The following is a 23,774-nucleotide window of genomic DNA, read 5'->3' as shown; positions in this document are numbered from 1 at the left end:
GCTGAAAGATCCAGCCCCGCCGTTTCCCGGGGCTCCGCCCCAGACCCCGCGCCTCGATCGCCGGCGGGGCTCAAGACGAACGGGAGCTCACCCATGACCGGCATCACGGAGGACGAAGTCCTCCACCGCACCGAGAACAACGTCTCGTGGATCACCCTCAACCGCCCCGCGGCCATGAACGCGGTCACCTGGGACCAGCGCGAGCGCGTCATCGCGCTGCTCGCCGAAGCCTCCGCCGACCCGGCGGTGCGCGCCGTCGTCCTCACCGCCACCGGCAAGGGCTTCTGCGCGGGCGCGGACCTCCGCGGCGGCGGCGCCCCCGCCGCCGAGCGCGTCGCCGGCGACGTGGCCCGCATGATCCGCCTCGGCGCGCAGCGCCTGATCACCGCGGTGCTGGACTGCGAGAAGCCCGTCCTCGCGGCCGTCAACGGCACGGCCGCCGGCATCGGCGCGCACCTCGCCCTCGCCTGCGACCTCGTCATCGCCGCCGAACCCGCCCGGTTCATCGAGGTGTTCGTCCGCCGCGGCCTGGTCCCCGACGGCGGCGGCGCGTACCTGCTGCCCCGTCTCGTCGGGCCGCAGAAGGCCAAGGAGCTGATGTTCTTCGGCGACGCCCTCCCGGCGGCCGACGCCGAGCGCCTCGGCCTGGTCAACAAGGTGGTGCCGGCCGAGGAGCTGGAGGCGACCGCCCGCGCGTGGGCGGAGCGGCTCGCGCAGGGCCCCACCCGGGCCCTCGCCCTGACGAAACAGCTGGTCAACGCCTCCCTGGACGGTGACCGGGCGACGGCCCTGGCCGCCGAGGCCACCGCTCAGGAGGTCAACATGACCACGGCCGACGCGAACGAGGGCGTGGCGAGCTTCGTGGAGCGCCGCACGCCCAAGTACCTGGGCCGGTGAGCTACATCCCGGGGGTGGGCTTGAGCAGCGCGAACACCGCGCCGAAGGGGTCGGCCAGCCACGCGAGTCGCCCGACGTCCGGTACGTCCGCCGCCGGCATGAGTACCGACCCGCCGTTCTTCTGCGCCTTCGCGATGGTCTCGTCGACGTCCGCCACGTGGAAGTACGGCACCCAGCGCGCCTTCTCCTCCCCGCTGCCCGCGCCCTCGCCGAGCGGGGCGACCCCGCCGAAGGAGGCGTCCTCCTGGTCCCCGTCGGCGGTGCTCAGGACGCGGTACGTCATCCCGGGCACCTCCATCTCGGCGTACCGCCACCCGAACAGCTCGGCATAGAAGCCGATGTCCGCGACCGGGTCCGGCACGTGGAGCTCCGCCCACACCAGCGTGTTCTCGTCGGAGGCAACCTCGAACCCGGCGGTGTTCCCGGGTTGCCAGCAGGCGAACTCCGCGCCCTGCGGGTCGGTGAAGTGCGCGAGCCGGCCCTCCCCCATGACGTCGCCGGGCTCCATCCGGACCGTGCCGCCGCCGTCGCGGACGGCCGCGGCGGTGGCCTCGATGTCGGGGGTCATGAAGTGGTGCATCCAGGCGGACGTGGCCCCTTCCTCGGTGAGCGGTCCGAGCGCGGCGACGGTCTTCCCGTTCACCTGGAAGAAGCCGTAGCCACCGGCCTCGGGCCCGGCGGAGGCGAAGTCCCAGCCGAGGACGGCGCCGTAGAAGGCGGCCGCCGCGGTCGTGTCGGGGCTGCCGAGGTCGAGCCAGTTGGGTGATCCGGTACGGAAGTCGGTGCCGAGCATGGGGGTCCTCCCGGGAGTACGGCAGCGGTACGAGGTTCGCTGCCACGATGCCGAGCCTCCACCCCCGGCCCGGCGTACGGACCCACGGGGGCGGGGGGTTTCACTCGTGTGGGGGAAAAAGGGGCCGGGGCGGCTCGCGCCAGGCTCCCGCTTCAGCTGCCGACCCGCTCCAGCGCCGGCAGGAACTGGTCGTAGAAGCTGACCTTGAGCCGCAGCGCGCGCAGCTCCGCCTCCCTGAAGCAGTCGGCGGTGGCCGCGCCGTCGCCGATCAACTGCCGCAGCCGGTTGCCCAGCCGGTCGCAGTGGCTGGTGACCAGCATGTTCACGGTCTCCAGCGCGTGCTTCTTGGCATCGTGATGGTGGTGCGGGTAGTAGAAGCGCGAGTGGTTCTCGCCGTCGCGCACCAGCAGGGGCTCCATGCGCCCCCACAGCCGCCCGTACTCGGCGGAGACCAGGATCTCGCCCCAGAGGCGCAGGACCGTCAACAGCCTGAGGTCGGCGTGGCCGTGATCGCCCGCGTCGGCGATGAGGGCGAAGGTGTCCTCGACGAGGGTCGTTGGCGCCCGGCGTGAAGGCCCGAGGTCAGCGCGATCCGTCAACGCGCCGGCGCCCGCCTCTTCCTATCTGACGAACCGTCAGCTTCAATCGTCGGTGTGATGGGACATGCAGGGATGGCGGCCACCGTCGTCCGATACCTCAGGTCAGTCGGCTCCCCCACCTCCGCCGCGGCGGAGCGGGAACCCGAGCCCGTCGACGCCCTGCCGCGCCCCGATCTGCGCGCCGTCGGCGAGGACGAGCGCGCCCCGGTCAGCCCCGCCGAGTTCCGGGCCGTGCTCGGGAACTTCGCCAGCGGGGTCACCGTCATCACCGCGCCGCCCGGCGAGGACGAGGACGGCCCGGCCGGCTTCGCCTGCCAGTCCTTCGCCTCGCTGTCCCTCGACCCGCCCCTGGTCACCTTCATGGTGGCCCGTACGTCGACCACCTGGCCGCGGATCGCCCGCGCCGGGGTGTTCTGCGTCAACATCCTCGGCGCCGAGCAGGGCGAGCTGTGCCGGTCCTTCGCGGTCAGCGGCGCGGACAAGTTCGCCGGGGTGGGCCACACCCCCGCCCCCGTCACCGGATCACCGCAGCTCGACGCCGTGCCCGCCTGGATCGACTGCCGCGTCCAGGCCGTGCACACCGGCGGGGACCACCTCATCGTCGTGGGCCGGGTCGTCGCCATGGGCGCGGCCGGCGAGGGCGACCCGCTCCTCTTCCACAAGGGCCGCTTCGGCCGCCTGGCCGACTGACACGGCGATCGGGCGCGAAGACGCGAAAGGGTGGCTCCGGGCGCGGCCCGGAGCCACCCTTTCCGCGGTCAGAAGGTGAGCACCCCGCGCGCCACCCGCCCGTGGTGGGCGTCGTCGACGGCCTTGGCGAAGTCCTCCACCGGGTAGACCTCCGTCACCAGCTCGTCCAGCAGCAGCCGGCCCTGCCGGTAGAGCTCGGCGTACAGCGCGATGTCACGCTGCGGGCGGGAGGACCCGTACCGGCAACCCATGATCGTCTTGTCCAGGTACATGGAGGAGACGAGGAAGGACGCCTCCTCCGTGAATCCGGGCACGCCCAGCAGGATCGCCTGACCGTGCCGGTCCAGGAGGTCCACGGCCTGCCGGATCAGCTTGACGTTGCCCACGCACTCGAAGGCGTGGTCGGCGCCGGTCGGCAGGATCTCGCGCACCGCCGCCGGGGAGTCGGCCACCGCGGACGCGTCGATGAAGTGCGTGGCCCCGAACTGGCGGGCCACCGCCTCCTTCGCCGGGTTCGCGTCCACGGCGACGATCGTCGTGGCCCCCGCTATCCGGGCCCCCTGGAGCACGTTCAGCCCGATGCCGCCGGTGCCGATGACGACCACCGACTCGCCGCGGTCGACGCGGGCCCGGTTCAGCACCGCGCCCACTCCCGTGAGGACCCCGCAGCCGATGAGCGCCGCCGAGGTCAGCGGGATGTCGGCGGGGATCTTCACGGCCTGGACGGCCTTGACGATCGTGTGCTCCGCGAAAGCGGAGTTGGAGGCGAACTGGAACAGTGGCTTCCCGCCCCGCGAGAACGGCTGCCCGGGCATCCCGATCGCCTTGCGGCACATCGTCGGCCGGCCCCGGTCGCAGTCCGCGCACGCCCCGCAGTTGGCCAGGGTGGACAGCGACACGTGATCGCCCGGCGCCACGTGGGTGACCCCCGCGCCCACGGCCTCCACGATGCCCGCGCCCTCGTGCCCGAGCACCACCGGCGGCGGGAACGGGATCGTCCCGTCGATGACGGACAGGTCGCTGTGGCACAGCCCGGCCGCGCCGATCGCGACCAGCACCTCGCCCGGTCCCGGGTCCCGGATCTCCAGGTCGTCGACCACCTGGGCCTGCTTGCCGTCGAATACGACGCCTCTCACCTGGACTCCTTAGGCAGGCCGAGCACGCGCTCGGCGATGATGTTCCGCTGGATCTCGTCCGAGCCGCCGTAGATCGTGTCGGCGCGGGTGAACAGGAAGAGCCGCTGTTCCTCGTCGAGTCCGAGTTCGTACGGGAGCCCGGGCGCCCAGGCCGCCGGCCCGGCGGTGGCCGCCGCACCGCGGACCTCCACAGCCAGCTCCCCGAGCCGCCGGTGCCAGCCGCCCCACAGCAGCTTGGCCACGCTGGGCGCGCCCGCGTCGTCGGTGGCGCCGAGCGTGCGGAGGGCGTTCCACCGCATGGTGCGCAGCTCGGCCCACTGCCGCACGAGCCGGTCCCGCAAAACGGGATCCGCCGTGCCCGGAACCGCCGTGCCCGGAACCGCCGTGCCCGGAGCCCGCGTGCCCGGAGCCGCCGTGCCCGGAGCCCGCGTGCCCGGAGCCGCCCGCGCCGCGTACGCCGCCAGCACCCGCTCCAGTTCGGCCGCGAAGCCGATCTGCTGCACCAGCGTCGAGACCCCGCGTTCCAGGGCGAGCAGGCCCATGGCCACGCTCCAGCCGTCGCCCTCCCCGCCGACGGCCTCCGCCGCCACCGCCCCGTCGAAGAACACCTCGTTGAACTCCGAGGTCCCCGACATCTGCCGGATCGGCCGTACCTCGACCCGCCCCGGCTGGTCCATCCGTACGAGCAGGAACGACAGCCCCCGGTGGCGCCGCGATCCGGGCTCGGTGCGGGCCAGGACGAAGCACCAGTCGGCGTCCCGGGCCAGGGAGGTCCAGATCTTCTGCCCGGTGACCCGGTACAGCCCGTCGGCCGGGTCCCGTACCGCGGCCGTACGGATCCCCGCGAGGTCGGAGCCGGCCCCCGGCTCGCTGTAGCCCTGGCACCACAGCTCCTCGCCCCGCGCGATGCCGGGCAGGAAGCGGTCCCGCTGCTCCTGGCTGCCGTACGCGATCAGCGTGGGCGCGAGGAGGTTCTCCCCGATGTGGCCGACCCGGCCGGGCGCGCGCAGCGCCGCGTACTCCTCGGCCCACACCACCTGGCCGGTCAGCGTGAGCCGCCGCTGCCCGTACGCCCCGGCCGGGACCTCCCAGCCCTGCCCGATCCAGCCGCCGCGGCCCAGCTCGCGCTCCCACGCGCGCCGCGCCTCGACCCCCTCGTGTTCGCTGCCCGGCCCGCCGAGGCCGAGCACTTGCGCGTACGGGCCCACGAGGTGCTCCGTCAGCCACGCCCGGGCGTGCCCGCGCAGCTCCTCGTCCTCGGCCCCGAAGCTGAAGTCCATCCCGCTCAGGCCCCCTACGCGTTGGGGCGGTCCTTGGCGGCCGCCGCCCTGGCCATGGCCTCCAGCTGCGCCAGCATCGGCATCGGGTCGGTGCCCACCGTCCCGGGCAGGAAGTCGGCGATCTTCTCGGGGGTCCAGGAGCCCTCGGCGTACGCGGCGCGCAGCTCGCGCGGCTGCGCCCAGACGGCGATCTTCGGCCCGGCGATCGTGTAGACCTGCCCGGTGATGTCCTCGGCCTTGGCGCGGTCGCTGAGCAGGTAGATGACCAGCGCGGCCACGTCCTCCGGCTCGCCGATCTCCTTGAGCTCCATGGGCACGTTCGCCGACATGCGGGTACGGGCGACGGGTGCGACGGCGTTGGCCGTCACCCCGTACTTGGCCAGGCCCAGTGCCGCGGACCGGACGAGGGAGATGATCCCGCCCTTGGCCGCGCTGTAGTTGGCCTGGGCGACCGAGCCCTGGTGGTTGCCGCTGGTGAAGCCGATCAGGGTGCCCGAGCCCTGCCTGCGCATGACGGCGGAGGCGGCGCGGAAGACGGTGAAGGTGCCCTTGAGGTGGGTGGCGACCACCGGGTCCCACTCCTCCTCGGACATGTTGAACAGCATCCGTTCGCGCAGGATGCCGGCCACGCACACGACGCCGTCGATGCGGCCGAACTCGGTGAGCGCGGTGTCGACGATGCGCTGGCCGCCCGCCATGGTGGAGATGTCGTCGGCGACGGCGACGGCCCCGCCGCCGGCGGCCTGGATCTCCTTCACCACGCCGTCGGCGACCTCGCTGGTCGGTTCGCCGCCCCCGATCCCCACGCCGTAGTCGTTGACGACGACCTTGGCGCCCTCGGCGGCCGCGGCGAGTGCCACGGCCCGCCCGATGCCCCGGCCGGCGCCGGTGACGGCGACGACCTTGCCTGCCAAGAAGTTCCCCACGTCCGGCCCCTTCCCGCGTTTTCTGACGGACCGTTAGATTCTATGGGTAGTCAGACGCACCTGCACAAGCCCTCGTTGCCGTCGTTGCCGTATCCACGCAAGGAGCTGTCGACGCCCATGACCCTGCCCGCCGCCTTCCACGACATCGCCAAGCGCGTCAACAACTGGGGACGATGGGGCGCCGACGACGAGATCGGCACCCTGAACCTGATCACGGACGAGGTCGTCCGGGCCGCCGCGGCGGAGATCCGCAGCGGCCGCCGCATCCCGCTCGCCCTCCCCCTCAAGGAGGACGGGGTGCAGGTCGGCATGATCCCGGGCCGGATCAACCCGCTGCACACGATGGTGCAGATCAACCAGGAGATCTTCGGCCCGGGCACGGTGGCGTGCAGCGACGACGCCGTGAGCATGGGCCTCCAGGCGGGCACCCACTGGGACGCCCTCACTCACGTCTCGCACTCGGGGAAGATCTACAACGGCCGCCCGGCCGGCACCATCACGGCGCACGGCCGCGCCGAGTACAGCGGCATCGACAAGGCCGGCCCCATCGTCTCGCGCGGGGTCCTCCTGGACGTGGCCCGAGCGAAGGGCCTGGACCGGCTGGAGGGGGGCCACGCGGTGACCCCGGAAGACCTGGCGGAGGCCGAGGAGTTCGGCGGGGTCACGGTCCGCGCGGGCGACATCGTCCTGGTCCGCACCGGCCAGATCCAGGTCTACCTGGCGGGTGACAGACACGGCTACGGCTTCCCCTCGCCCGGCCTCTCGGTGCGCACCCCGGAGTGGTTCCACGCCCGGGACGTGGCGGCCGTCGCCAACGACACCCTCACCTTCGAGATCTTCCCGCCGGAGATCGACGACCTGTGGCTGCCGGTGCACGCCCTCGACCTGGTCGAGATGGGCATGCACCAGGGCCAGAACTGGGACCTCGAAAAGTTGTCCACAGCCTGTGCAGAAGAAAACCGGTACTCCTTCCTCCTCTCCGCGATGCCGGAACCCTTCGTCGGCGGTACGGGCACCCCGGTGGCCCCGGTGGCCGTCCTCTGACCCCGGCCGCGCGGGTGCCGTGCGCAGTGGAACCATGAGGTGGACATGACGCGTCCCCGTACGCGCGCGTCACACCCGTCCCCACCACCTTCCCCGCAGGAGAAGCCCGCATGGCCAACCCGTACCAGGTAACGCCACCGCCCGCCCCCAGGCGCCGCTCGGGCGGCAACGCCGTCGCCGTCATCGTCCTCGCCGTGATCGTCATCGGCGGCTACTTCGCCTTGCAGACGTTCCGCAAGGACGACGGCAAGCCGTCGGCGTCCACCTCGGCGTCCCCCTCCGCCAAGCCCACGGCCAAGGACCCCGGTTCCCCCGAGTCCTCCTCCGACACCTCCAGCGCGTGGAAGGTCGGCGACTGCGGCGGACCCGACCCGGCCAAGGCCCCCGACGGGTACAAGCGGACGGGCTGCTCCGACTCCGGCGCCACCTTCAAGGCCATCGACATCAAGGAGGCGAGCATCCTCCCGGGCGCGATCCAGTGCCCGCCCGGCACGGACCTGATGATCGACGTGAGCATCTCCTACGGCAGCTCCAAGTCGAGCGGCATCCCCACCAACACCGTCTGCGGCCGCAACCTGTCGAACGACCACCCTGGTGACGCGGGCGCCGGCGGCGGCCAGCTGGTGAAGGGCGACTGCGTGACCAACCAGGCCAAGGAGGTCGCCTGCGGCGGCTCGGGCGCCCAGAAGGTCCTCGGCCTCGTCAAGACCAAGGCCGAGTGCCCCTCCGGCACCACCGACCCCATCGAACTCACCATGGCCATCGGCCGCCCGTACGACGTCATCTGCACGGACGGCTAGCAGCTGTCTGCCTGCCCGCTGTCCCGGCGCGATGCCCGGGACAGCGGGTGGCCGTGGCCGCCGACGCCGGCCTCAGTCGGTCTCAGTCGGTCTCAGTCGGTCTCCTTGACGCAGGTCCGGTCCTTCGCCGGCAGTTTGCCGGTGGCCAGGTACCTGTTGACCTGGTCGTCCACGCAGGCGTTGGCGTAACTCCCGTAGAGAGCATGCCGGTTCGCGCCCTCCAGGGTGATCAGCCTGGAGCTCGGCAGCTGCCGGCGCAGCTCGACGCTGCCCTTGTACGTGGTGCGCGGATCGCCGGTGGCGGCCACGATCAGCACGGAGGCGTCATGCCGCACCCGGGTGGGCTCCTCGCGCGGCCGGTCCCAGAAGGCGCACGGGTTGATGTTGCGGGTCAGCGGGCCGAACAGGGGATGCGCGGCGCGGCTGCGCTCGATGTCCCGCCAGTACTGCTCGGGATCGCGCCCGGCGGCCACGTCCCCGCAGATGATCGCGGACTGCGCTCCCGTGGGCTCGCCCTCCCCGCGCAGCACGTACCGGAGCTCCCCGGCGAACCCCGCGGGCAGCGTGGTGGGCGCCCCGCCGGCGGCCTCGACCAGTACGGACAGCAGCTCGCCGAAGGACGCCCGCGCGGGCTCGGTGTCGTCCGCGATGCCCGAGAACAGCAGGAGCGGCACCTGACTGTCGTCGATCCGGAAGGCGTCGGCGCCCGAACCGATGGTCAGCGGGCCGCGCGCGGCCGCCGCGACGACGCGGTCGACGGAGGCGAGCACCTCGGCGCGGGTGCGGCCGAGGCCGTAGGTGCCGTGGCGCTCCGCCGCCCAGCCCGCCCAGTCGGACAGTGCCTTCTCGTTCTCGCGCTCCGTGCCTTCCAGCAGTCGGGGGCGGTAGTCGCCCGGGTCGATCGCCCCGTCGAGCACCATCCGGTCGTGGCGGCCGGGGAACATCTGGGTGTAGACCGTGCCCAGGTAGGTGCCGTAGGAGTAGCCCAGGTAGGAGATCTTCCGCTCGCCGAGCGCGCCGCGGATGACGTCCATGTCGCGGGCGGTGTTGCGGGTGCTGATGTGCGGGAGCACGGAGGCACCGGTGGCCCGGCACTTGTCGGCCAGGCTCTTCTGCAGGGCGACCTGCCGGTCGAAGCCCGCCCGGTCGGAGCCGGCCGACAGCCAGGTCATACCGAGGGGCCAGCCGCAGTCCAGCGGGGTGCTGCGCCCGACGAAGCGCGGGTCGAAGCCGACGATGTCGTAGCGGGCCCCGACTTCCTTCATCGCCGCGCGGGCCGTCGGCGGGTATGCCCGTGCGGGGCCGCCGGGGCCGCCCGTGTTCAGCAGGATCGCGCCGATGCGGTGACGGGTGTCGGTGGCCTTGAGCCGGGATATCGCCACGGTGATCGTGCGGCCCCGGGGGGCGGCGTAGTCCAGCGGCACGGTCACGTCCGCGCACTGCACACCCGCCTTGTCCAGATCAGGGCCCGTGGTGTCGTCGGGGCCCGTGACGCAGCTGCCCCAGGCCGGCCGCTGCTGGTAGTACCGGTCGAGCCCCGCGCCGGAACGGTTCGCGGCGGACGCGGACGCGGGCGCGGCCCCGGCGGACGCGGCCTCGGCAGCGACGGCGAGGGCGGGGGTGGTGGCGAGGCAGGCGGCGAGGACGAGACCCACGGAGAACGCGCGACGAGCGGCGGGGCCGAGGGTTCGGTCGGCGGTGGGCGGCGCATCGGCCGCTTCGTGTGATCGCATGCCCCGAGGCTAGGAACCGGCGCCGGCACGGCACATCTGCCACGGGCACGAGGTCGCGGGTCCCGCCCTCCCCCGGCGCCCGGGACCCGCGGCCCGGTCCGGCCTCCTCCCCCAGGAGGAGGCGCGGCAGGTTCTGCGGGTGGCGGCGGCGCGCATGCACGCCCCGAGCGCGGCACGGCAGCCGCCACCCCGCGACCCGCACTCGTCAAGGCGTGTCCTTGGCGTCCCCTCGCGTCGAATCGCTCCACACCAGGGTGATCAAGATGTGACGGAACGTCAACACCTCGTTAGAGGTACAAGCGTGGTTCCCGGGTCGGGGGGTGAACTTCCGACGGGCCGTCGGAGGCGCAGTCCGACGCCGCCTTCTCCGCGCGGTCGATCTCGCACCAGATGCGTTTGCCCGCACCCTCGCGCTGCCAGCCCCAGCGGTCCGCCAGGCCGTCCACCAGCTCCAGGCCGCGGCCGCCGGTGTCGTCACCGGCCGCCCGCCGGCGGGCCGGCGCCCGGTCGCTCGCGTCGGCCACCTCGACCCGCACCCCGGGTCCCCCGAACAGCATCCGCAGCACCGCCGGGCAGCCCGTGTGCACGACGGCGTTGGTGACCAGCTCGGAGATCAGCAGGATCAGCGTCTCGGCGAGCGGCTCGTCATCCCCTATGCCCGACCCCGCCAACCGGGACCGTGCCCATCGGCGGGCCCGGCCGACCTCGGCTGGGTCCGCGCCTACCTCCAGCTGAACCTGAAGCACCTGCACCGCTCACACCATCCGAACCGGCGGACACTTCGCCTCGCGACAGGATGGGATCACCCACTGTGATCCCCTTGCGGAGCAGCATGGTTGACATACAGTCACCACAACAAGCGCTTCGGGCATATTCCCGCGCGAAGGAGTGGGCGTGGTGCATACTGTGCGACGCTCGCGCCGCTCAACCGCTCGCATCTGTGGGAGCGTACCGGAGCAGGCCCCCGACTCCGGTCCGTAACGGCGGGGGCGAAGGACACAAACCGATATCAACTCTCTGTAATCGGACATGCGTCCCGCAGCGTCCCTCCCGTGCCCCGCGCCGTCCCTCCCGTACCCCGCGACGACCGCGAACGGCTACTCCGCCGCGTCCAGCAGCTCCGCCGCCAGCAGTTCCTCCGCCTCCCCCGCCGTGCGCCACTGCTCGGCCCGCACCCACGCCCGCTTCAGGTGCAGGTGCACGTCCGCCTCCCACGTGAAGCCCATCCCCCCGTGCACCTGCAGACAGTCCCGGGCACCCCGTACCGCCGCGCCGTCCGCCAGCAGCTTGGCCGCCGCCACTTCCCCCGGATCACCGGTCACCGCCGCCGCGTAGACCGCCGTACGGGCCACCTCCGCCCGCACCAGCATCCGCGCGCACAGGTGCTTGACCGCCTGGAACGCCCCGATCGGCTGCCCGAACTGCTCGCGCTCGCCCGCGTACCGGACCGCCAGCTCCACCGTCCGCAGCGCGCTGCCGACCTGTAGCGCCGCCGTCAGCAGCGCGCCCGCCGAGCGGTACTCCGACACGTCCCCGGGCGGCGACGCCACCCGGTGCAGCGGCGTCAGCGGGTCCACCGAGCGCACCGGTGACCCGGCCGGCATCCCGGAAGCCCCCAGCACCGCGTCCGCCTCCCCCAGGTGCGCGACCAGGCCGCCTCCCGGGCCGCCCCCCGGGCCGCCGCCCAGGTCGAAGGCGGTCACCACCGCCGTCCCCACCGCTGCCCCCGGGACCACCCCGGCGGCCAGGTGCGTGGCCACCAGCGGCCCCGGCAGCAGCGCCCGCCCGGCCTCCTCGAAGACGAGCACCGCCTCCGGGAGACCGAGGCCGACGCCCCCGGCGGACTCGGGCAGCCGCAGCGCGAAGAAGCCCGCCTCGCCCAGCTCCCGCCACAGCCCGCGGTCCACGGCGACGCCCGTGTCCACCGAAGCCCGCAGCGCCTCACGCCCGTACCGCCCCGCCAGCAGTTCCCGTACGCCCGCCCGCAGGTCCCGCTGCTCCTCCGTCGGCTGGAAGTGCATGCCCTCACCGGCCCTTCGGGAGGCCGAGGATCCGCTCGGCGACGATGTTCTGCTGGATCTGCGAGGTGCCCGCCGCGATCGTGTACGAGAGCGAGGAGAGCCGGTCCAGCGTCCATTCCTCCTCCAGGGAGAGGGAGCCGGCGCCCAGCACCTCCGCCGCCACCTCGTACAGGTCCTGCCGCGCGTGCGAGTACGCGAGCTTGAAGACCGAGCCGCCGATGCCGGGGACCCCGCCGGAGCCCTCCGACTCGCTGACGTTCCACTGCGTGAGCCGCCACAGCGCGCCGAACTCCCCGTACAGCCGCCCCAGCCTGCGCCGCAGCACCGGATCGTCCCAGCGGCCGTTCGCCTTCGCCGTGCGCGCCAGCTCGCCCAGGGTGCGGCGGCAGGCGACGACCTCGCCGACGAAGGCGGTGCCCCGCTCGAAGGAGAGGGTGACCATGGTGACGCGCCAGCCGTCGTTCTCGGCCCCGACCCGGTTCGCGACCGGGACCCGCACCTCGTCGAGGAACACCTCCGCGAACTCGGTCGACCCGGCGAGCGTGCGCAGCGGCCGTACGGTGACCCCCGGCGCGTCCATCGGCATGGCCAGCCAGGAGATCCCGCGGTGCTTGGGGGCCTGCGGGTCCGTCCGCACCAGCAGCTCGCACCAGTCGGCGACCTCCGCGTGCGAGGTCCAGATCTTCGACCCGGTGACCACGTAGTCGTCGCCGTCGCGGACCGCCCGCGTGCGCAGGGAGGCGAGGTCCGAGCCCGCGTCCGGCTCGCTGAACCCCTGGCACCACACCTCGTCCCCGCGCAGCACGGGCGGCAGCCAGCGTGCCCGCTGCCCGGCGCTGCCCTCGGCGGCGATCGTCGGACCGGCGTGCAGCAGCCCGACGAAGTTCGCGCCGACGTACGGGGCGCCGGCGCGCTCCGTCTCCTCCAGGAAGATCAGGTGCTGGGTCGGGGTGGCCCCGCGCCCGCCGGCGTCCACCGGCCAGTGCAGGCCCGCGTACCCGGCCTCGTACAGCCTGCGCTGCCAGCCGAGGTCGTACGCCCGCCGGCCGGGCCAGTCGTCCGGGGACGGCTTGGCGGGCAGCTCGGGCAGCACCTTGCCGAGCCATGCGCGCAGCCGTGCCCGGAAGTCCTCTTCCTCCTCGGTGCAGGTCAGATCCATCAGACGAGGTCCAGGCCGAGCATGCGGATGGCGTTGCCGCGCATCAGCTTGTGGATCGTCAGCTCGTCGAGTCCCTTCACGTGGTCGAGGGCGACCTCCTTGGTGTGCGGGAAGGTCGAGTCCACGTGCGGGTAGTCGGTCTCGAAGGTGGCGTTGTCGCGTCCGACGACGTCGATCGAGGCGATCCCGTGCTTGTCGCGGAAGAAGCAGCAGAAGATCTGCCGGTAGTAGTAGGTGGACGGCGGCTCGGGGATCAGGTCGCGGACGCCGCCCCAGGCCCGGTGCTCCTCCCAGACGTCGTCGGCGCGCTCCAGGGCGTACGGGATCCAGCCCATCTGGCCCTCGCTGTAGGCGAGCTTGAGCGTCGGGAACTTCACCAGGACGCCGCTGAAGAGGAAGTCCATCATCGAGGCCATGGCGTTGTTGAAGCTGAGCGAGGCCTGGACGGCGGGCGGCGCGTCGGGGGAGGCGGCGGGCATCTGGGAGCTGGACCCGATGTGCATGTTGACCACCGTGCCGGTCTCCTGGCAGACGGCGAAGAAGGGGTCCCAGTAGCCGGAGTGGATCGACGGCAGGCCCAGGTGGGTGGGGATCTCGGAGAAGGTCACGGCGCGCACCCCGCGTGCGGCGTTGCGCCGGATCTCCGCGACGGCCAGGTCGATGTCCCAGAGCGGGATGATGCACAGCGGGATCAGCCGGCCGCCGCTGTCGCCGCACCACTCCTCGACCATCCAGTCGTTGTAGGCGCGCACGCAGGCGAGGGCCACCTCCTTGTCGTGGGCCTCGGCGAAGGTCTGCCCGCAGAAGCGCGGGAAGGTGGGGAAGCAGAGCGAGGCCTCGACGTGGTTGAGGTCCATGTCGGCGAGGCGCGCCTTCGGGTCCCAGCAGCCGCGGCGCATCTCCTCGCGGGTGATCCCCTCCAGGGTCATGTCGTCGCGGTCGAAGCCGACGGCGGCGATGTTGCGCTTGTACGGGAACTTCAGGTCCTCGTAGATCCACCAGTCGGTCGGCGGGCCGTCGGGATCCATGGTGATCACGTACTTGCCGCCCGTGTACGCCAGCTCGCCGATGCCGGCGGTGAGTGCCTTGGGTCCGCGGTCGCGGTACTTGGCGGGCAGCCAGACGTCGAAGAGGTGTGCGGGTTCGATCACGTGGTCGTCGACGCTGATGATCCGAGGCAGTTCCAGTCCCATGGCCGTCTCCCCAATCGCGTGCCAATCTGATGGATCGTCAGAAACAAGCTAGCCCCGCCACCCCTGGACCGACAAGCGCCGGAGCCCTACGCTCTGCGCTTGATCTGACTAACCGTCAGCTATGGGGAGGTCTGGGATGACGGACACCGCGACCGCGACAGAACTGAGCCGCTCCCGCACCCTGTGGGAACTGATCACCCGCCGGGCCGCACTGACCCCGGACGCCACCGTCCTGATCGAGGCCGCCGAGGACCCGGCGCACGACCGCCGGCTGACCTTCGGGGAACTGCGCGACCGCTCCGACCGCGTCGCCGCCGGCCTCCACGGCATGGGCGTCCGCCCCGGCACGGTCGTCGCCTGGCAGCTCCCCACCCGCATCGAGACCGTGCTGCTCTCCGTCGCCCTCGCCCGGATCGGCGCCGTCCAGAGCCCGGTCATCCCCTTCTACCGCGACCGCGAGGTCGGCTTCGCGCTCCGCGAGTCCAAGGCCGAGTTCCTCGCCGTCCCCGGGGTCTGGCGCGGCTTCGACCACCCCGCGATGGCGCGCCGGCTCGGCGCGCGCGGCGTGTTCGAGGCCTACGCCGGCCTCCCGGACGGCGACCCCTCCGTACTCCCCGCGCCGCCGCCCTCCGGCACGGACGTCCGGTGGATCTACTGGACCTCCGGCACCACCTCCGACCCCAAGGGCGTCCTGCACACCGACCGCTCCCTCATCGCGGGCGGCTCCTGCCTCGCGCACGCCCTGCACCTGACCCCGTACGACGTCGGCTCGATGGCCTTCCCGTACGCGCACATAGGCGGCCCGGACTACCTGGTGATGCTGCTCCTGTACGGCTTCCCCGCGGTCCTCTTCGAGAAGTTCGCGATGCCCGACGCGCTGGACGGCTACCGCCGCCACGGGGTCACGGTGGCCGGCGGATCGACCGCCTTCTACTCCCTGTTCCTGACCGAACAGCGCAAGGACCCCTCGTCGAAGCCCGTCCCCACCCTCCGCCTCCTCGCGGGCGGCGGCGCCCCGAAGCCGCCGGAGATCTACCACGCCGTCGTCCGCGAAATGGGCTGCCAGCTGACCCACGGCTACGGCATGACCGAGGTCCCCATGATCACCATGGGCTCCCCGGACGACACCCCCGACCACCTGGCGACCACCGAGGGCCGCCCCCCGGCGGGCATGTCCATCCGCATCACCACCCCCGACGGCACCCCGCTCCCCCCGAACACGGACGGCGAGGTCCGGCTCCGGGGCGAGGCCGTCTGCCAGGGCTACCTGAACCGCGACCAGTCGGCGGAGGCATTCGACACCGACGGCTACCTGATCACGGGCGACCTCGGCCACCTGACCCACGAGGGCTACCTGGTCCTCACCGGCCGCAGCAAGGACGTCATCATCCGCAAGGGCGAGAACATCTCGGCGAAGGAGATCGAGGACCTGCTCCACCGCCTCCCGGGCGTCGCGGACGTCGCGGTCATCGGCCTCCCCGACCCGGCCCGCGGCGAGCGCGTCTGCGCGGTGATCGAACAGCGCCCGGGCACCGCCCCCTTGACCCTGCCCCAGCTGACGGCGTACCTCCGCGCGGAAGGCCTGGCCACCCACAAGCTCCCGGAACAGCTGGAGCTCCTGGACTCCCTCCCCCGCAACGAGGCCCTGCGCAAGATCCTCAAGTACAAACTCCGCGAACGCTACGCCTGACGGGAGGCGGGGCGGCTCGTCTCACACGCGGAGGGAGCGCCCCATGCACACCAGCCACGGTGCGTCCGGGCCCGGCTGCACCGCGCCGATCTCGCGATACCCCCAGCCCTCGTACAACCTCATGACCTTCCCGTCCCCGGCAGCCGGATTCACCATCAGCGTGGCGTAGGGCTCCGCCCGCCCGGCAAGGAGGGCGTCATGCATCCGGCGGGCCAGCCCGACGCCACGGTGTGCGGGGGTCACGCCGATCTCCTTCACCGCGACGGTGTCCCGCGCGGTGAAGCGCGGGGTAACGGGAACGGCCATCCGCTTCCACCAGCGGTCCCTGGGGCCAACCGTGTTCGCGTAGGCGTACCCGACGGCCGCGCCGCCCAGCTCGTACGCCACGGCCACGGCCCACCCCGGTTCGGCGGCATGCCGCTCCAGCCGCTCAACGAAGACATCCACCCGGTAGTTCGGGTGGTCGAGAAGGTCCGCGCGCACCTGCGCGTACACGTCGGCGAGCGCCGCCCGCAGATCGGGCGTCAACGTGCCGTGTCGGCGTATGCGGGACTCCGGAACAGTCATCGTGGACTCACACCTTCAATCGGACCGTGTGGGACCGCCACGCATCCGCGTGGCTGCTTCCGGGGGCGATCTGGTTCAGCCGGTTGCCGAAAGCCACGAGCATCGCCGACACCCGGGGGTGACCGGCGGCCGCATCGGCGGCAACGCCCACCGCGGTCGTCACAGCCGATTCAACCTCCCTCTGCTCAAGCTGCGCCCGCGCGAGGCGGGCGGTGGTGATCGCCCTCGACCGAACCATGTGTGGCCGCAGTACGGCAAGGCACCGGTGCCCGCAGGCCTCCGCCGCCGCCCAGTCTCCGAGCGAGGAGTACGCGGACAGAGCCAGCGAATCGATCTCGGCCGCATCGTAGAAAGCGGTCAGCCACACAGGCCGAACCTCACCCGGGTCGGCCCGGTCCATGGCTTCCTTGGCTTGCCCGAACGACCGTCGCGCCGCGGCCCGGTCCCCGACCGCTGCCTGGATCGCCGCATGCCTGGCCAGCCCGAGCGATGCGAACATCGGATCCCGGCGAGTGAGGCCCAGACCGCGGCCAACGTCATTCGCTGCCGCCGCTTCCGCCGGCCGCCCCAAGTGCCGATACATCGTTCCCGCATGTGACCAGATCCGGAACTTGATCGCCGGATCACCCGACAACTCCGCCAGTGACTGAGCCTCCCGCATGTGGTTTGCCGCGTCACCGAACCGACGCCCATCGATCGCCGCCCACATCGCAGAAGAACGAAAGCTCGCCGCCGACGCGTACAGGCTGGCCCTGACACGCTGCGATGCCGTTCCGATCGCCTGAAGCGCCAGCGCCTCGTCGGCGAGCCTCGCTGCCTGATTCTCGATACCGAGCTGCCCGCCATGCCGGTGATCGGACGCGATGATGTCGGAGAACCGCTGCTGAATCAGCGCCACATCCGCCATGCCCACCCGCCGTGGGACGGCCCCGCCCAACACAGCTGTCGCGGCGGCGGCGGCAATGAAGGTACGGCGGTCCACGGGTGGCTCCTGGTCCTTGGTGCGAGTACGGCACACGAATCCCAAAGCCAGGGCACTGCGTCCGCTGATCAACTCCAACGCCGCGCGCTGCGCCCCCTTCGGGCAGCGAACACGGCCCGACCGCCATGCCCGGATGCTGGAATCATCCAGCCCACCCAGCTTCCCGGTCAGCTCACCCACCGCACGATTGACCCGATCGGCAAGCTCCCGGGAGCTGTAACCCTGCTCCTTCATCCATGCCGCCAACGCGTGGTTCGGCACTGCGTCCATGTCGGCTCACGGTAGCCCCGGCGCTGGTGTCACGTCAGGTCAACGGAACGTCAAATCGCCCTAGCTGCAGCGTTGTTGATCTCCATGGATCGTCCTACTCAGAGCCATCGAGAGAACGGTTCACTGAATCCAGCACAGCCGCTGATTTGGCAGGAGGCCTGGACACAGTGAGGAACGATCACGCAAACAACGACCCTGTCGTCACTCGGGGCCGGGCATGGGTCGGGGATCTGGTCAGGGACGAAGACGGCCGGGAGGCGATTGTCACCGACGTCGCATCAGGCGCCGTATGGATCCTCCGCCCCGCTGACGTCCTCCTCGCAGACCAGTGGATCACCACCGATCCCGCAAGCCTCGTCGTCCTCAAAACGCGTGCACAGCGCGGCATGGACGTTCACCAGCCCGTCCTCAGGACGGTTCCCAGGACATGAAGGAGAAGACGGTGTTCAATCACGTAGACCGCATGCCCTCCAGTGATGCTCTGCCCACGGGACATGCCACGCCCGTCCCCTGGGGTGTCCGGCGCATGACCCCGTACCCCGCCGCGACCACCGCCTACGGACGCGTCGCGATCGACGCAGACACGCAGACCGCCCGCTATTACGGAGCGGATGGCCGGCCGATGGCGATGCCCGCGCACGGGACCAGCACCGGCACCAACCCCGCGACCAACACCGGAAACCCATCCGACGGCAGCAGCGGTGGCGGTTCCGGCGGCGGCGACCAGGACACCGGGAATGACAACGACCAGTGAGCCATTCCGGCCCGGTGATGGTCGTCACCATAAACGACGACCCCACGGCCGACCTGGTGATTCGCGAGCTCCACGACCGGGGCGTCCCTGTCGTGCGGCTCGACTCCGGGCAGTTTCCCGCCACCTTGTCGTTCGCGGCATACATCACATCTGATGGCATTGAGGGGTCCCTGACCACCCCGACCCGGACAGTGGACCTGACACGGATCCGGTCCCTCTACTACCGACGGCCGTCCGGATTCGCCTTCCCCCACCTGCCCGAGCACGACGCGCGGTTCGCGCTCACCCAAGCCCGGTACGGCCTCGGTGGCGTGATCGCCTCCTTGTCAGGCTGCCTGTACGTCAATCACCCGCACCGCATCGGCGACGCCGAGTTCAAGCCCTCTGGTCTCGCGGCCGCCGTCACGGCCGGGTTCCGAGTCCCGGCCACGCTCATCACATCCGACCCGGACGCCGCCCGCGGCTTCATCGAGGAAGAGGGGCCGGTGATCTACAAACCTCTGTCGACGCCGCTCTACCGCATCGACAGAGTCTCATGCACGGTCGAGGTGAAGGAAGTGACGGCCGACGAGATCGACGGCCGGGTGTCCGGCACAGCCCACCTGTTTCAACAGCGCGTCCACAAAGTGGCCGACATGCGGGTGACCGTGATCGGCGACCGGGTCTTCGCGGTCCGCATCGACTCCGACCTGTTGGACTGGCGCACCGACTACGACCAGCTGACCTACAGCGTCGTACAGCCCCCTCCCCAAGTCACCACAGCACTGTTCCGCTACATGTCGTTGTTCGGGCTGGTCTTCGGCGCTTTCGACTTCGCCATCGATCACGCCGGGACGTGGTGGTTCCTCGAATGCAACCCGTCCGGACAGTGGGCATGGCTGGAGCCCGAAACCGGCTTGCCCATGGTCGCGGCCATGGCTGATCTCCTGGAAAGGAACAGCGCATGAACGAAGACGCCGCAGAACTGCGGCTCCAGCTCGCCGAACGGCTCGCCAGAGCCGGCCACTTGCGTACGACCCCCTGGCGGACGGCGGTCGAGACGGTCCCACGTCACGAGTTCCTGAGCGGCGGGTACTTCGAACGCATCGATGTACCCGGCCGCCCCACTGCGTGGGCGCCGGTGATGCCTGAAACTCCGTCGTGGCTGACGTCCTGCTACGCGGACAGCTCCCTCGTCACACAGATCGCAGGCACGATCGTCCCCGGGGACCTGCGCGGGGAAATCACACGACTGCCGACGTCGTCGAGCACTCTGCCGTCCCTGGTGGTGCGAATGTTCGAAGACCTACAGGTGGAGGCAGGGCACCGGCTTCTCCTCGTCGGCATCGGCACAGGCTACTCCAGCGGCCTCGCCTGCCACCGTCTCGGCAGCGACCACGTCACCGCCGTGGAGATCGACCCGGACATCGCCGCCCGCGCCCGCAACGCCCTGGGCCGCTGTGGCTACGCGCCCACCGTGGTCGTCGGCGACGGTCTCTCCGGGTGGAAGGACGGCGGACCGTACGACAGGACAATCGCCTACTGCGGAACGGTCACCATTCCGTACGAGTGGGTGGATCAGACCACGCCTGCGGCATCATCCTCACCGCCGTCGGCGGCTGGATGTACTCCTCAGAACTCGCTTGCCTCACAGTTGGCGAAGACGGCACCGCTGTGGGCCGGTTTCTCGACGGCCGGAACTCCTTTATGCTCGCCCGCCCGCAGACACCTCCGCCGCTCGGCCTCCTCCCCGGCCTCGACCAAGCCGACGAACAGCCCACGGACCTCGGCCCCCACGTACTCGACGACTGGGACACACGGTTCGTCGCCCAGCTCGCGGCTCCCCGCACTCAGCGCATGACCCTGGACCGCGACGGCCGAACGGAACACCTCCTCCTCGACGTCGAAGCGGGCGGGTGGGCAGCACTGCGGCGGGACGGAGGCCGATGGCTTGTACGGCAGGGTGGACCGGACAACCTGTGGGACCGGATCGCTGAATACGTCACCCGCTGGCATGACGACGGATCACCCTCTCTCGACAGGTTTGCCATCACCGTCACGCCTGAGGCCCAAACCATCACGTGGCGCCCCTGACTGCACTGGTTGCAACCAGCCCGCCGGGGAAACCCATGAGCACCTCTGATCTCGCCCGAAGGGCCGCCCCGAAGGCGAAGCCGCACAGGCCCGCACCGCCGAAGCGCAATCCACCCGCCCCCGATCCCGGCTGGCAAGCCTCAGCCCCCGCCCTGCCGCCGAGGGGGCGGGTGGGCAACCACCGCACGCGAGTGGGGGGCTAGGGGGCGGAAACCCCGCACGCGGGGCCCCGTACCCGACGCGCGCGAGTCGTGCCCCGGGCGCCCCGCTACAGGCGGCTCAGGGACGCCGCCGCGAAGAGGACGTCGCGGATCGCCTCGCGGTCGCCGTGCTGGCCCACCGCCGCCTCCTGCGGGGAGATGTGGCCGGCCGCCAGCTGGCAGAACTCGATGCCGTCCAGGGCGATCTCCGCCACCGTGCGCTCCGGCGACGGCTTCGCCGCCGGCGAGTCCAGGGCGATGTCCCAGCCTCCGCCACCCGCGCCCTCGATCTCCAGGTGCAGGGTCCGCCCGGGCGCGCCCGCCGCGACCAGGCCCCGCGCCGGCGCCGCCAGGCCCGCGCGCCGCCGCTGCGCCAGCGCACCCGGCAGCAGCCGCGCCGCCAGGTCGATCATCCCGTGCAGGTGCGGCCCGGACGGCGGCTCGTACGGATAGTCCACCGCCTCCGCGATGTCCCACGCGTGCACCCAGCACTCGAAGGCCCGCTCCAGGAACGCGTCCCCGAGCGGCAGTGCGAAGCTTCCGTAGTCCACGGCCAGCTCGGCGACGCCCCGGCCGGCGAAGGACACCGTACGCACCAGCGTGTGCCCCTGCTCCCGCCACGGGTCGCGGACCTGCCGCGTCGGCGGGTACGCCGACGCGTTCCAGAAGTGCTCCGTCCGCGCGGTCGGACCGCCCGGCGGCGCGTCCGGGCCCAGCGGGTCGTCCAGCCCCAGCGCGTTGGCGATCAGCCCGTCCACCGTCATCAGGTGCCCGATGACCCCCGCCACCGTCGTCCGCTGTGAGCGGCGCCGCTCCTCCTCGAACCACTTCAGGCGCACCGGGGTGTGCCACTCCGAGTCCCCGAAGTCCTGCAGCAGCGCGTCGAGCCGCGCGGTCTCGGTGTCGTACGGGCTCGCCCACACCGGAACCGGGATGCGCGCCGGCCGCTTGCCCAGGCAGTCCTCCAGGACGCGCGAGCGCAACAGCGGTTTCAGGTCGAGGGTCTCCTCCGGGTGGAGCAGCCCCACCGCGTCCCGCAGCCGCAACGCCTCCTCCGCGCAGGGGGCGCACTCGGTGAGGTGGTCCTCGACCGCCTGGGTCTCCTCGGCGGAGCAGGCCGCCAGCGCCCACGCGCCGAGCAGGGACTTCAGCACGGCGTGCGAGGGCGGCGCCACCGGCTCGGGGAACGGCTCGGGCACGGGTTCCGGCACCGGCCTCGGCGTACGCGTCGGCTGCGGCGCGTACCCCGGGTCCAGGTCGTCGGCGGCGCCGCGCGGACCCGGTATCCGCGCCTGGCCGCCGGGACGCTCGTATCCGTCGTCGGGCGACTCGGCAGGTCCGTTCATCGGGGCGTTCCGTATCCGGACTGGGCGGTGTCCTCCTGCGGGAGGGCGTTGGCGGTCGACAGCAGCTGCAGGCCGAGGCGCAGCCGGCGGCGCGCCTCGTCCTCGCTGATCTGCAGGTCGGCGGCGGCCTGCCGGTAGTCCCGCCGCTTGAAGTACGCGAGTTCGAGCGCGGCGCGCAGCGGCGCGGGCATGGAGGTGACGATGTAGTCCGCGCGGGCGGCCGCGTTGGCGCTGCGCACCTTCTGCTCCAGCTCCTCGCGGGAGCCCCGGCCCAGTTCGGCCTGGCGCAGCCGGGCCACCGCCTGGCCCTGGGTGATCCGGGCGACCCAGGAGCGCATGGAGCCCTGCTTGGGGTCGTAGGCGTCCGGGTTCTCCCAGATGTAGCCGAAGACCTCGCGGGTGATCCGGTCCGCCGCCTTCTCGTCGCCCAGCACCCGGTGCGCCAGGCTGTGCACGAGCGAGGCGAAGCGGTCGTACAGCTCTCCGAGCGCGGCGGCCTCGCCGCGGGCCAGGCGTTGCTGCATGCGGCGGTCCCAGCGCGGTGGTACGTCCTTCGGCATAAGTGCCCCCAGCCGTGTGTCGACCCAACGAATGTAGTGGGCACATGGTGGATCGCGCCCCTTTTGGGAGAAGCTCACCCTGGAAGTGCGCCCTCCGTGATAGAGGCGTGGCAGGGCGTGAACGGTGGTACGGCCGACGGCACATGGGGACAGGCGTACGCGCCCCACCGCGCTCCCCGTGCGCGGGTTCGATGCGGCAGCCTCCTTGACCACTTCGCTTAACGCGCTGGCCACGTAGGCCTTACGCTCCTGCCTTGTCTTGAACTGAACCCCATCGCATACGTGAAGGCGGAACGCCGAACATGGACAGCGCAGAATACGAGCGCAAGATCGCCGCCCGATTCGCCACCTTCGACCAGGACGGGTCCGGGTATATCGACCGGGAGGACTTCAGCGCGGCCGCGAAGGCCGTCCTGGCCGAATTCGGCACCGCCGCCCGGTCGGACCGGGGCCAGGCCGTCTTCGCGGGGGCCGAGGCGTTCTGGCAGGGGATGGCCGGCATCGCGGACGTCGACGGGGACCAGCGGGTGTCCCGCGAGGAGTTCATCACCGGGGCGGCGAAGCGGCTGCGGGACAACCCGGAGCGGTTCGCGGAGATCGCGCGGCCGTTCCTGCGGGCCGTGATCGCGGTGGCGGACGAGGACGGCGCGGGGGCGACCCCGCAGGCCGCCGCCCGCGTCCTGCGCGTCCTGGGCACCGCGCCGGACCTGGCCCCCCGGCTGGCCACCGCCCTCGACGCCGACGGCGACGGCCGCATCTCGGAGGACGAGATCCTGTCGGCGTTCGCGTCGTACTGCGGGGTGGAAGCCCCTGACGCGTAGCGCGAACCCGGCCTGGTCCTCCGGCATGGCCGCGCACGTTCAGCCCCGCCGGCGTTTGAGGCGCGGGGGTCCGGGGGCGGCGCCCCCGCAACGGCGCCGCACGGGCCCACTGTGCCTCACCGGTATCCGGCCCTGCGGACCGGCTTCGGGGGGGGGGGGGGGGGGGGGGGGGGGGGGGGGGGGGGGGGGGGGGGGGGGGGGGGGGGGGGGGGGGGGGGGGGGGGGGGGGGGGGGGGGGGG

General features: G+C 72.0%; 23 protein-coding genes. 9 read left to right on the top strand and 14 right to left on the bottom strand.

The annotated features are described in order from the left end of the window. The first annotated feature begins 93 nt into the window (after positions 1-93). Positions 94-897, top strand: coding sequence for an enoyl-CoA hydratase/isomerase family protein (locus ACZ4VT_RS28685; protein ID WP_467953926.1), 804 nt, complete (start codon positions 94-96; stop codon positions 895-897). A 1-nt stretch (position 898) separates the two neighbouring features. Here ACZ4VT_RS28685 and ACZ4VT_RS28680 read toward each other — a convergent pair whose 3' ends face one another. Together ACZ4VT_RS28680 and ACZ4VT_RS28675 are read right to left on the bottom strand one after the other, a co-directional pair. Continuing rightward, positions 899-1,690 (bottom strand): VOC family protein, encoded by a 792-nt coding sequence (locus tag ACZ4VT_RS28680; protein ID WP_467953924.1) that lies wholly within the window; start codon positions 1,688-1,690, stop codon positions 899-901. Between the two features lie 152 nt (positions 1,691-1,842). After that, the gene (locus ACZ4VT_RS28675; RefSeq protein WP_467953922.1) at positions 1,843-2,289 is read right to left on the bottom strand and encodes a hypothetical protein; all 447 of its coding nucleotides are present in this window, start codon (positions 2,287-2,289) and stop codon (positions 1,843-1,845) included. A 72-nt stretch (positions 2,290-2,361) separates the two neighbouring features. Between ACZ4VT_RS28675 and ACZ4VT_RS28670 the strand changes: the two genes are divergently transcribed. Beyond that, positions 2,362-2,979, top strand: a complete 618-nt coding sequence (locus ACZ4VT_RS28670) for a flavin reductase family protein (protein ID WP_467954039.1) — start codon at positions 2,362-2,364, stop codon at positions 2,977-2,979. A gap of 68 nt (positions 2,980-3,047) precedes the next feature. Here ACZ4VT_RS28670 and ACZ4VT_RS28665 read toward each other — a convergent pair whose 3' ends face one another. From ACZ4VT_RS28665 to ACZ4VT_RS28655, 3 genes are read right to left on the bottom strand one after another with little or no spacing between them, the layout of a single operon-like run. After that, entirely contained in the window at positions 3,048-4,115 is a 1,068-nt protein-coding gene (locus tag ACZ4VT_RS28665; protein ID WP_467953920.1) for a Zn-dependent alcohol dehydrogenase, read from the bottom strand. After that, positions 4,112-5,395 carry an acyl-CoA dehydrogenase family protein gene (locus tag ACZ4VT_RS28660; protein ID WP_467953918.1) on the bottom strand — a complete coding sequence of 428 codons (1,284 nt, stop codon included), beginning with the start codon at positions 5,393-5,395 and terminating at the stop codon, positions 4,112-4,114. Before ACZ4VT_RS28660 ends, ACZ4VT_RS28665 begins: the two co-directional genes overlap by 4 nt. Before the next feature lie 14 nt (positions 5,396-5,409). Further along, positions 5,410-6,321 (bottom strand): SDR family oxidoreductase, encoded by a 912-nt coding sequence (locus ACZ4VT_RS28655; protein ID WP_467953916.1) that lies wholly within the window; start codon positions 6,319-6,321, stop codon positions 5,410-5,412. Positions 6,322-6,438: 117 nt separating this feature from the next. Here ACZ4VT_RS28655 and ACZ4VT_RS28650 point away from each other — a divergent pair, with 117 nt between their 5' ends. Both ACZ4VT_RS28650 and ACZ4VT_RS28645 read left to right on the top strand, forming a co-directional pair. Next, on the top strand, positions 6,439-7,365 hold the full coding sequence (locus ACZ4VT_RS28650) for a cyclase family protein (RefSeq protein WP_467953914.1): 927 nt from the start codon (positions 6,439-6,441) through the stop codon (positions 7,363-7,365). A 110-nt stretch (positions 7,366-7,475) separates the two neighbouring features. Further along, positions 7,476-8,165 (top strand): hypothetical protein, encoded by a 690-nt coding sequence (locus ACZ4VT_RS28645; RefSeq protein WP_467953912.1) that lies wholly within the window; start codon positions 7,476-7,478, stop codon positions 8,163-8,165. Between the two features lie 92 nt (positions 8,166-8,257). Here ACZ4VT_RS28645 and ACZ4VT_RS28640 read toward each other — a convergent pair whose 3' ends face one another. The 5 genes from ACZ4VT_RS28640 to ACZ4VT_RS28620 form a co-directional block, all read right to left on the bottom strand. Beyond that, the gene (locus tag ACZ4VT_RS28640; RefSeq protein ID WP_467953910.1) at positions 8,258-9,898 is read right to left on the bottom strand and encodes an alpha/beta hydrolase; all 1,641 of its coding nucleotides are present in this window, start codon (positions 9,896-9,898) and stop codon (positions 8,258-8,260) included. A 287-nt stretch (positions 9,899-10,185) separates the two neighbouring features. Beyond that, on the bottom strand, positions 10,186-10,650 hold the full coding sequence (locus tag ACZ4VT_RS28635) for an ATP-binding protein (RefSeq protein ID WP_030706753.1): 465 nt from the start codon (positions 10,648-10,650) through the stop codon (positions 10,186-10,188). A gap of 345 nt (positions 10,651-10,995) precedes the next feature. Beyond that, positions 10,996-11,919, bottom strand: a complete 924-nt coding sequence (locus tag ACZ4VT_RS28630) for an acyl-CoA dehydrogenase family protein (protein WP_467953907.1) — start codon at positions 11,917-11,919, stop codon at positions 10,996-10,998. 4 nt (positions 11,920-11,923) lie between these two features. Then, positions 11,924-13,078 carry an acyl-CoA dehydrogenase family protein gene (locus tag ACZ4VT_RS28625; RefSeq protein WP_467953905.1) on the bottom strand — a complete coding sequence of 385 codons (1,155 nt, stop codon included), beginning with the start codon at positions 13,076-13,078 and terminating at the stop codon, positions 11,924-11,926. Next, the gene (locus tag ACZ4VT_RS28620; protein WP_030706750.1) at positions 13,078-14,271 is read right to left on the bottom strand and encodes an amidohydrolase family protein; all 1,194 of its coding nucleotides are present in this window, start codon (positions 14,269-14,271) and stop codon (positions 13,078-13,080) included. The genes ACZ4VT_RS28625 and ACZ4VT_RS28620 overlap by 1 nt, the downstream gene beginning before the upstream one ends. Positions 14,272-14,407: 136 nt before the next feature. Between ACZ4VT_RS28620 and ACZ4VT_RS28615 the strand changes: the two genes are divergently transcribed. Then, the gene (locus ACZ4VT_RS28615; RefSeq protein ID WP_467953903.1) at positions 14,408-15,961 is read left to right on the top strand and encodes an AMP-binding protein; all 1,554 of its coding nucleotides are present in this window, start codon (positions 14,408-14,410) and stop codon (positions 15,959-15,961) included. A gap of 21 nt (positions 15,962-15,982) precedes the next feature. Here the strand turns inward: ACZ4VT_RS28615 and ACZ4VT_RS28610 are convergent, their stop codons facing one another. Beyond that, positions 15,983-16,528, bottom strand: a complete 546-nt coding sequence (locus ACZ4VT_RS28610) for a GNAT family N-acetyltransferase (RefSeq protein ID WP_467953901.1) — start codon at positions 16,526-16,528, stop codon at positions 15,983-15,985. A 7-nt stretch (positions 16,529-16,535) separates the two neighbouring features. Next, positions 16,536-17,780, bottom strand: coding sequence for an XRE family transcriptional regulator (locus tag ACZ4VT_RS28605; RefSeq protein ID WP_467953899.1), 1,245 nt, complete (start codon positions 17,778-17,780; stop codon positions 16,536-16,538). 442 nt (positions 17,781-18,222) lie between these two features. Here ACZ4VT_RS28605 and tgmA point away from each other — a divergent pair, with 442 nt between their 5' ends. Genes tgmA through ACZ4VT_RS28590 form a run of 3 tightly spaced genes read left to right on the top strand, consistent with a single transcriptional unit; the run spans position 18,223 to position 20,374 of the window. Next, positions 18,223-18,534, top strand: a complete 312-nt coding sequence (gene tgmA / locus ACZ4VT_RS28600; RefSeq protein WP_467954037.1) for a putative ATP-grasp-modified RiPP — start codon at positions 18,223-18,225, stop codon at positions 18,532-18,534. Continuing rightward, a complete protein-coding gene (gene tgmB, locus ACZ4VT_RS28595) occupies positions 18,531-19,481 on the top strand; it encodes an ATP-grasp ribosomal peptide maturase (protein ID WP_467953897.1) in 951 nt (316 codons plus the stop codon). The genes tgmA and tgmB overlap by 4 nt, the downstream gene beginning before the upstream one ends. Beyond that, complete coding sequence (locus ACZ4VT_RS28590) at positions 19,478-20,374, top strand: methyltransferase domain-containing protein (protein ID WP_467953895.1); 897 nt, start codon at positions 19,478-19,480, stop codon at positions 20,372-20,374. The genes tgmB and ACZ4VT_RS28590 overlap by 4 nt, the downstream gene beginning before the upstream one ends. Before the next feature lie 501 nt (positions 20,375-20,875). On the opposite strand, the gene ACZ4VT_RS28585 is transcribed toward ACZ4VT_RS28590, so the two are convergent. Further along, entirely contained in the window at positions 20,876-22,153 is a 1,278-nt protein-coding gene (locus tag ACZ4VT_RS28585; RefSeq protein ID WP_467953893.1) for a maleylpyruvate isomerase N-terminal domain-containing protein, read from the bottom strand. Further along, positions 22,150-22,713: a sigma-70 family RNA polymerase sigma factor gene (locus ACZ4VT_RS28580; protein ID WP_361771257.1), complete on the bottom strand. Its 564-nt coding sequence runs from the start codon at positions 22,711-22,713 to the stop codon at positions 22,150-22,152. Before ACZ4VT_RS28580 ends, ACZ4VT_RS28585 begins: the two co-directional genes overlap by 4 nt. 302 nt (positions 22,714-23,015) lie before the next feature. Between ACZ4VT_RS28580 and ACZ4VT_RS28575 the strand changes: the two genes are divergently transcribed. Beyond that, positions 23,016-23,534 (top strand): EF-hand domain-containing protein, encoded by a 519-nt coding sequence (locus tag ACZ4VT_RS28575; RefSeq protein ID WP_467953891.1) that lies wholly within the window; start codon positions 23,016-23,018, stop codon positions 23,532-23,534. Positions 23,535-23,774 lie beyond the last annotated feature (240 nt).

Source organism: Streptomyces sp. NPDC029164, from assembly GCF_055563995.1.
Note: the sequence above shows the minus strand (reverse complement) of the source record. Positions and strands in the feature narration are given on the sequence as shown.

Bases quoted from the DNA above. Each gene is read 5' to 3' on its own strand.
- ACZ4VT_RS28670 (WP_467954039.1), top strand. From the start codon at position 2,362: ATGGCGGCCACCGTCGTCCGATACCTCAGGTCAGTCGGCTCCCCCACC.
- ACZ4VT_RS28640 (WP_467953910.1), bottom strand. From the start codon at position 9,898: ATGCGATCACACGAAGCGGCCGATGCGCCGCCCACCGCCGACCGAACC.
- ACZ4VT_RS28575 (WP_467953891.1), top strand. From the start codon at position 23,016: ATGGACAGCGCAGAATACGAGCGCAAGATCGCCGCCCGATTCGCCACC.
- ACZ4VT_RS28645 (WP_467953912.1), top strand. From the start codon at position 7,476: ATGGCCAACCCGTACCAGGTAACGCCACCGCCCGCCCCCAGGCGCCGC.
- ACZ4VT_RS28585 (WP_467953893.1), bottom strand. From the start codon at position 22,153: ATGAACGGACCTGCCGAGTCGCCCGACGACGGATACGAGCGTCCCGGC.
- ACZ4VT_RS28680 (WP_467953924.1), bottom strand. From the start codon at position 1,690: ATGCTCGGCACCGACTTCCGTACCGGATCACCCAACTGGCTCGACCTC.
- ACZ4VT_RS28610 (WP_467953901.1), bottom strand. From the start codon at position 16,528: ATGACTGTTCCGGAGTCCCGCATACGCCGACACGGCACGTTGACGCCC.
- ACZ4VT_RS28615 (WP_467953903.1), top strand. From the start codon at position 14,408: ATGACGGACACCGCGACCGCGACAGAACTGAGCCGCTCCCGCACCCTG.
- ACZ4VT_RS28630 (WP_467953907.1), bottom strand. From the start codon at position 11,919: ATGCACTTCCAGCCGACGGAGGAGCAGCGGGACCTGCGGGCGGGCGTA.
- ACZ4VT_RS28605 (WP_467953899.1), bottom strand. From the start codon at position 17,780: ATGGACGCAGTGCCGAACCACGCGTTGGCGGCATGGATGAAGGAGCAG.
- ACZ4VT_RS28625 (WP_467953905.1), bottom strand. From the start codon at position 13,078: ATGGATCTGACCTGCACCGAGGAGGAAGAGGACTTCCGGGCACGGCTG.
- ACZ4VT_RS28620 (WP_030706750.1), bottom strand. From the start codon at position 14,271: ATGGGACTGGAACTGCCTCGGATCATCAGCGTCGACGACCACGTGATC.
- ACZ4VT_RS28685 (WP_467953926.1), top strand. From the start codon at position 94: ATGACCGGCATCACGGAGGACGAAGTCCTCCACCGCACCGAGAACAAC.
- ACZ4VT_RS28590 (WP_467953895.1), top strand. From the start codon at position 19,478: ATGAACGAAGACGCCGCAGAACTGCGGCTCCAGCTCGCCGAACGGCTC.
- ACZ4VT_RS28660 (WP_467953918.1), bottom strand. From the start codon at position 5,395: ATGGACTTCAGCTTCGGGGCCGAGGACGAGGAGCTGCGCGGGCACGCC.
- ACZ4VT_RS28580 (WP_361771257.1), bottom strand. From the start codon at position 22,713: ATGCCGAAGGACGTACCACCGCGCTGGGACCGCCGCATGCAGCAACGC.
- ACZ4VT_RS28650 (WP_467953914.1), top strand. From the start codon at position 6,439: ATGACCCTGCCCGCCGCCTTCCACGACATCGCCAAGCGCGTCAACAAC.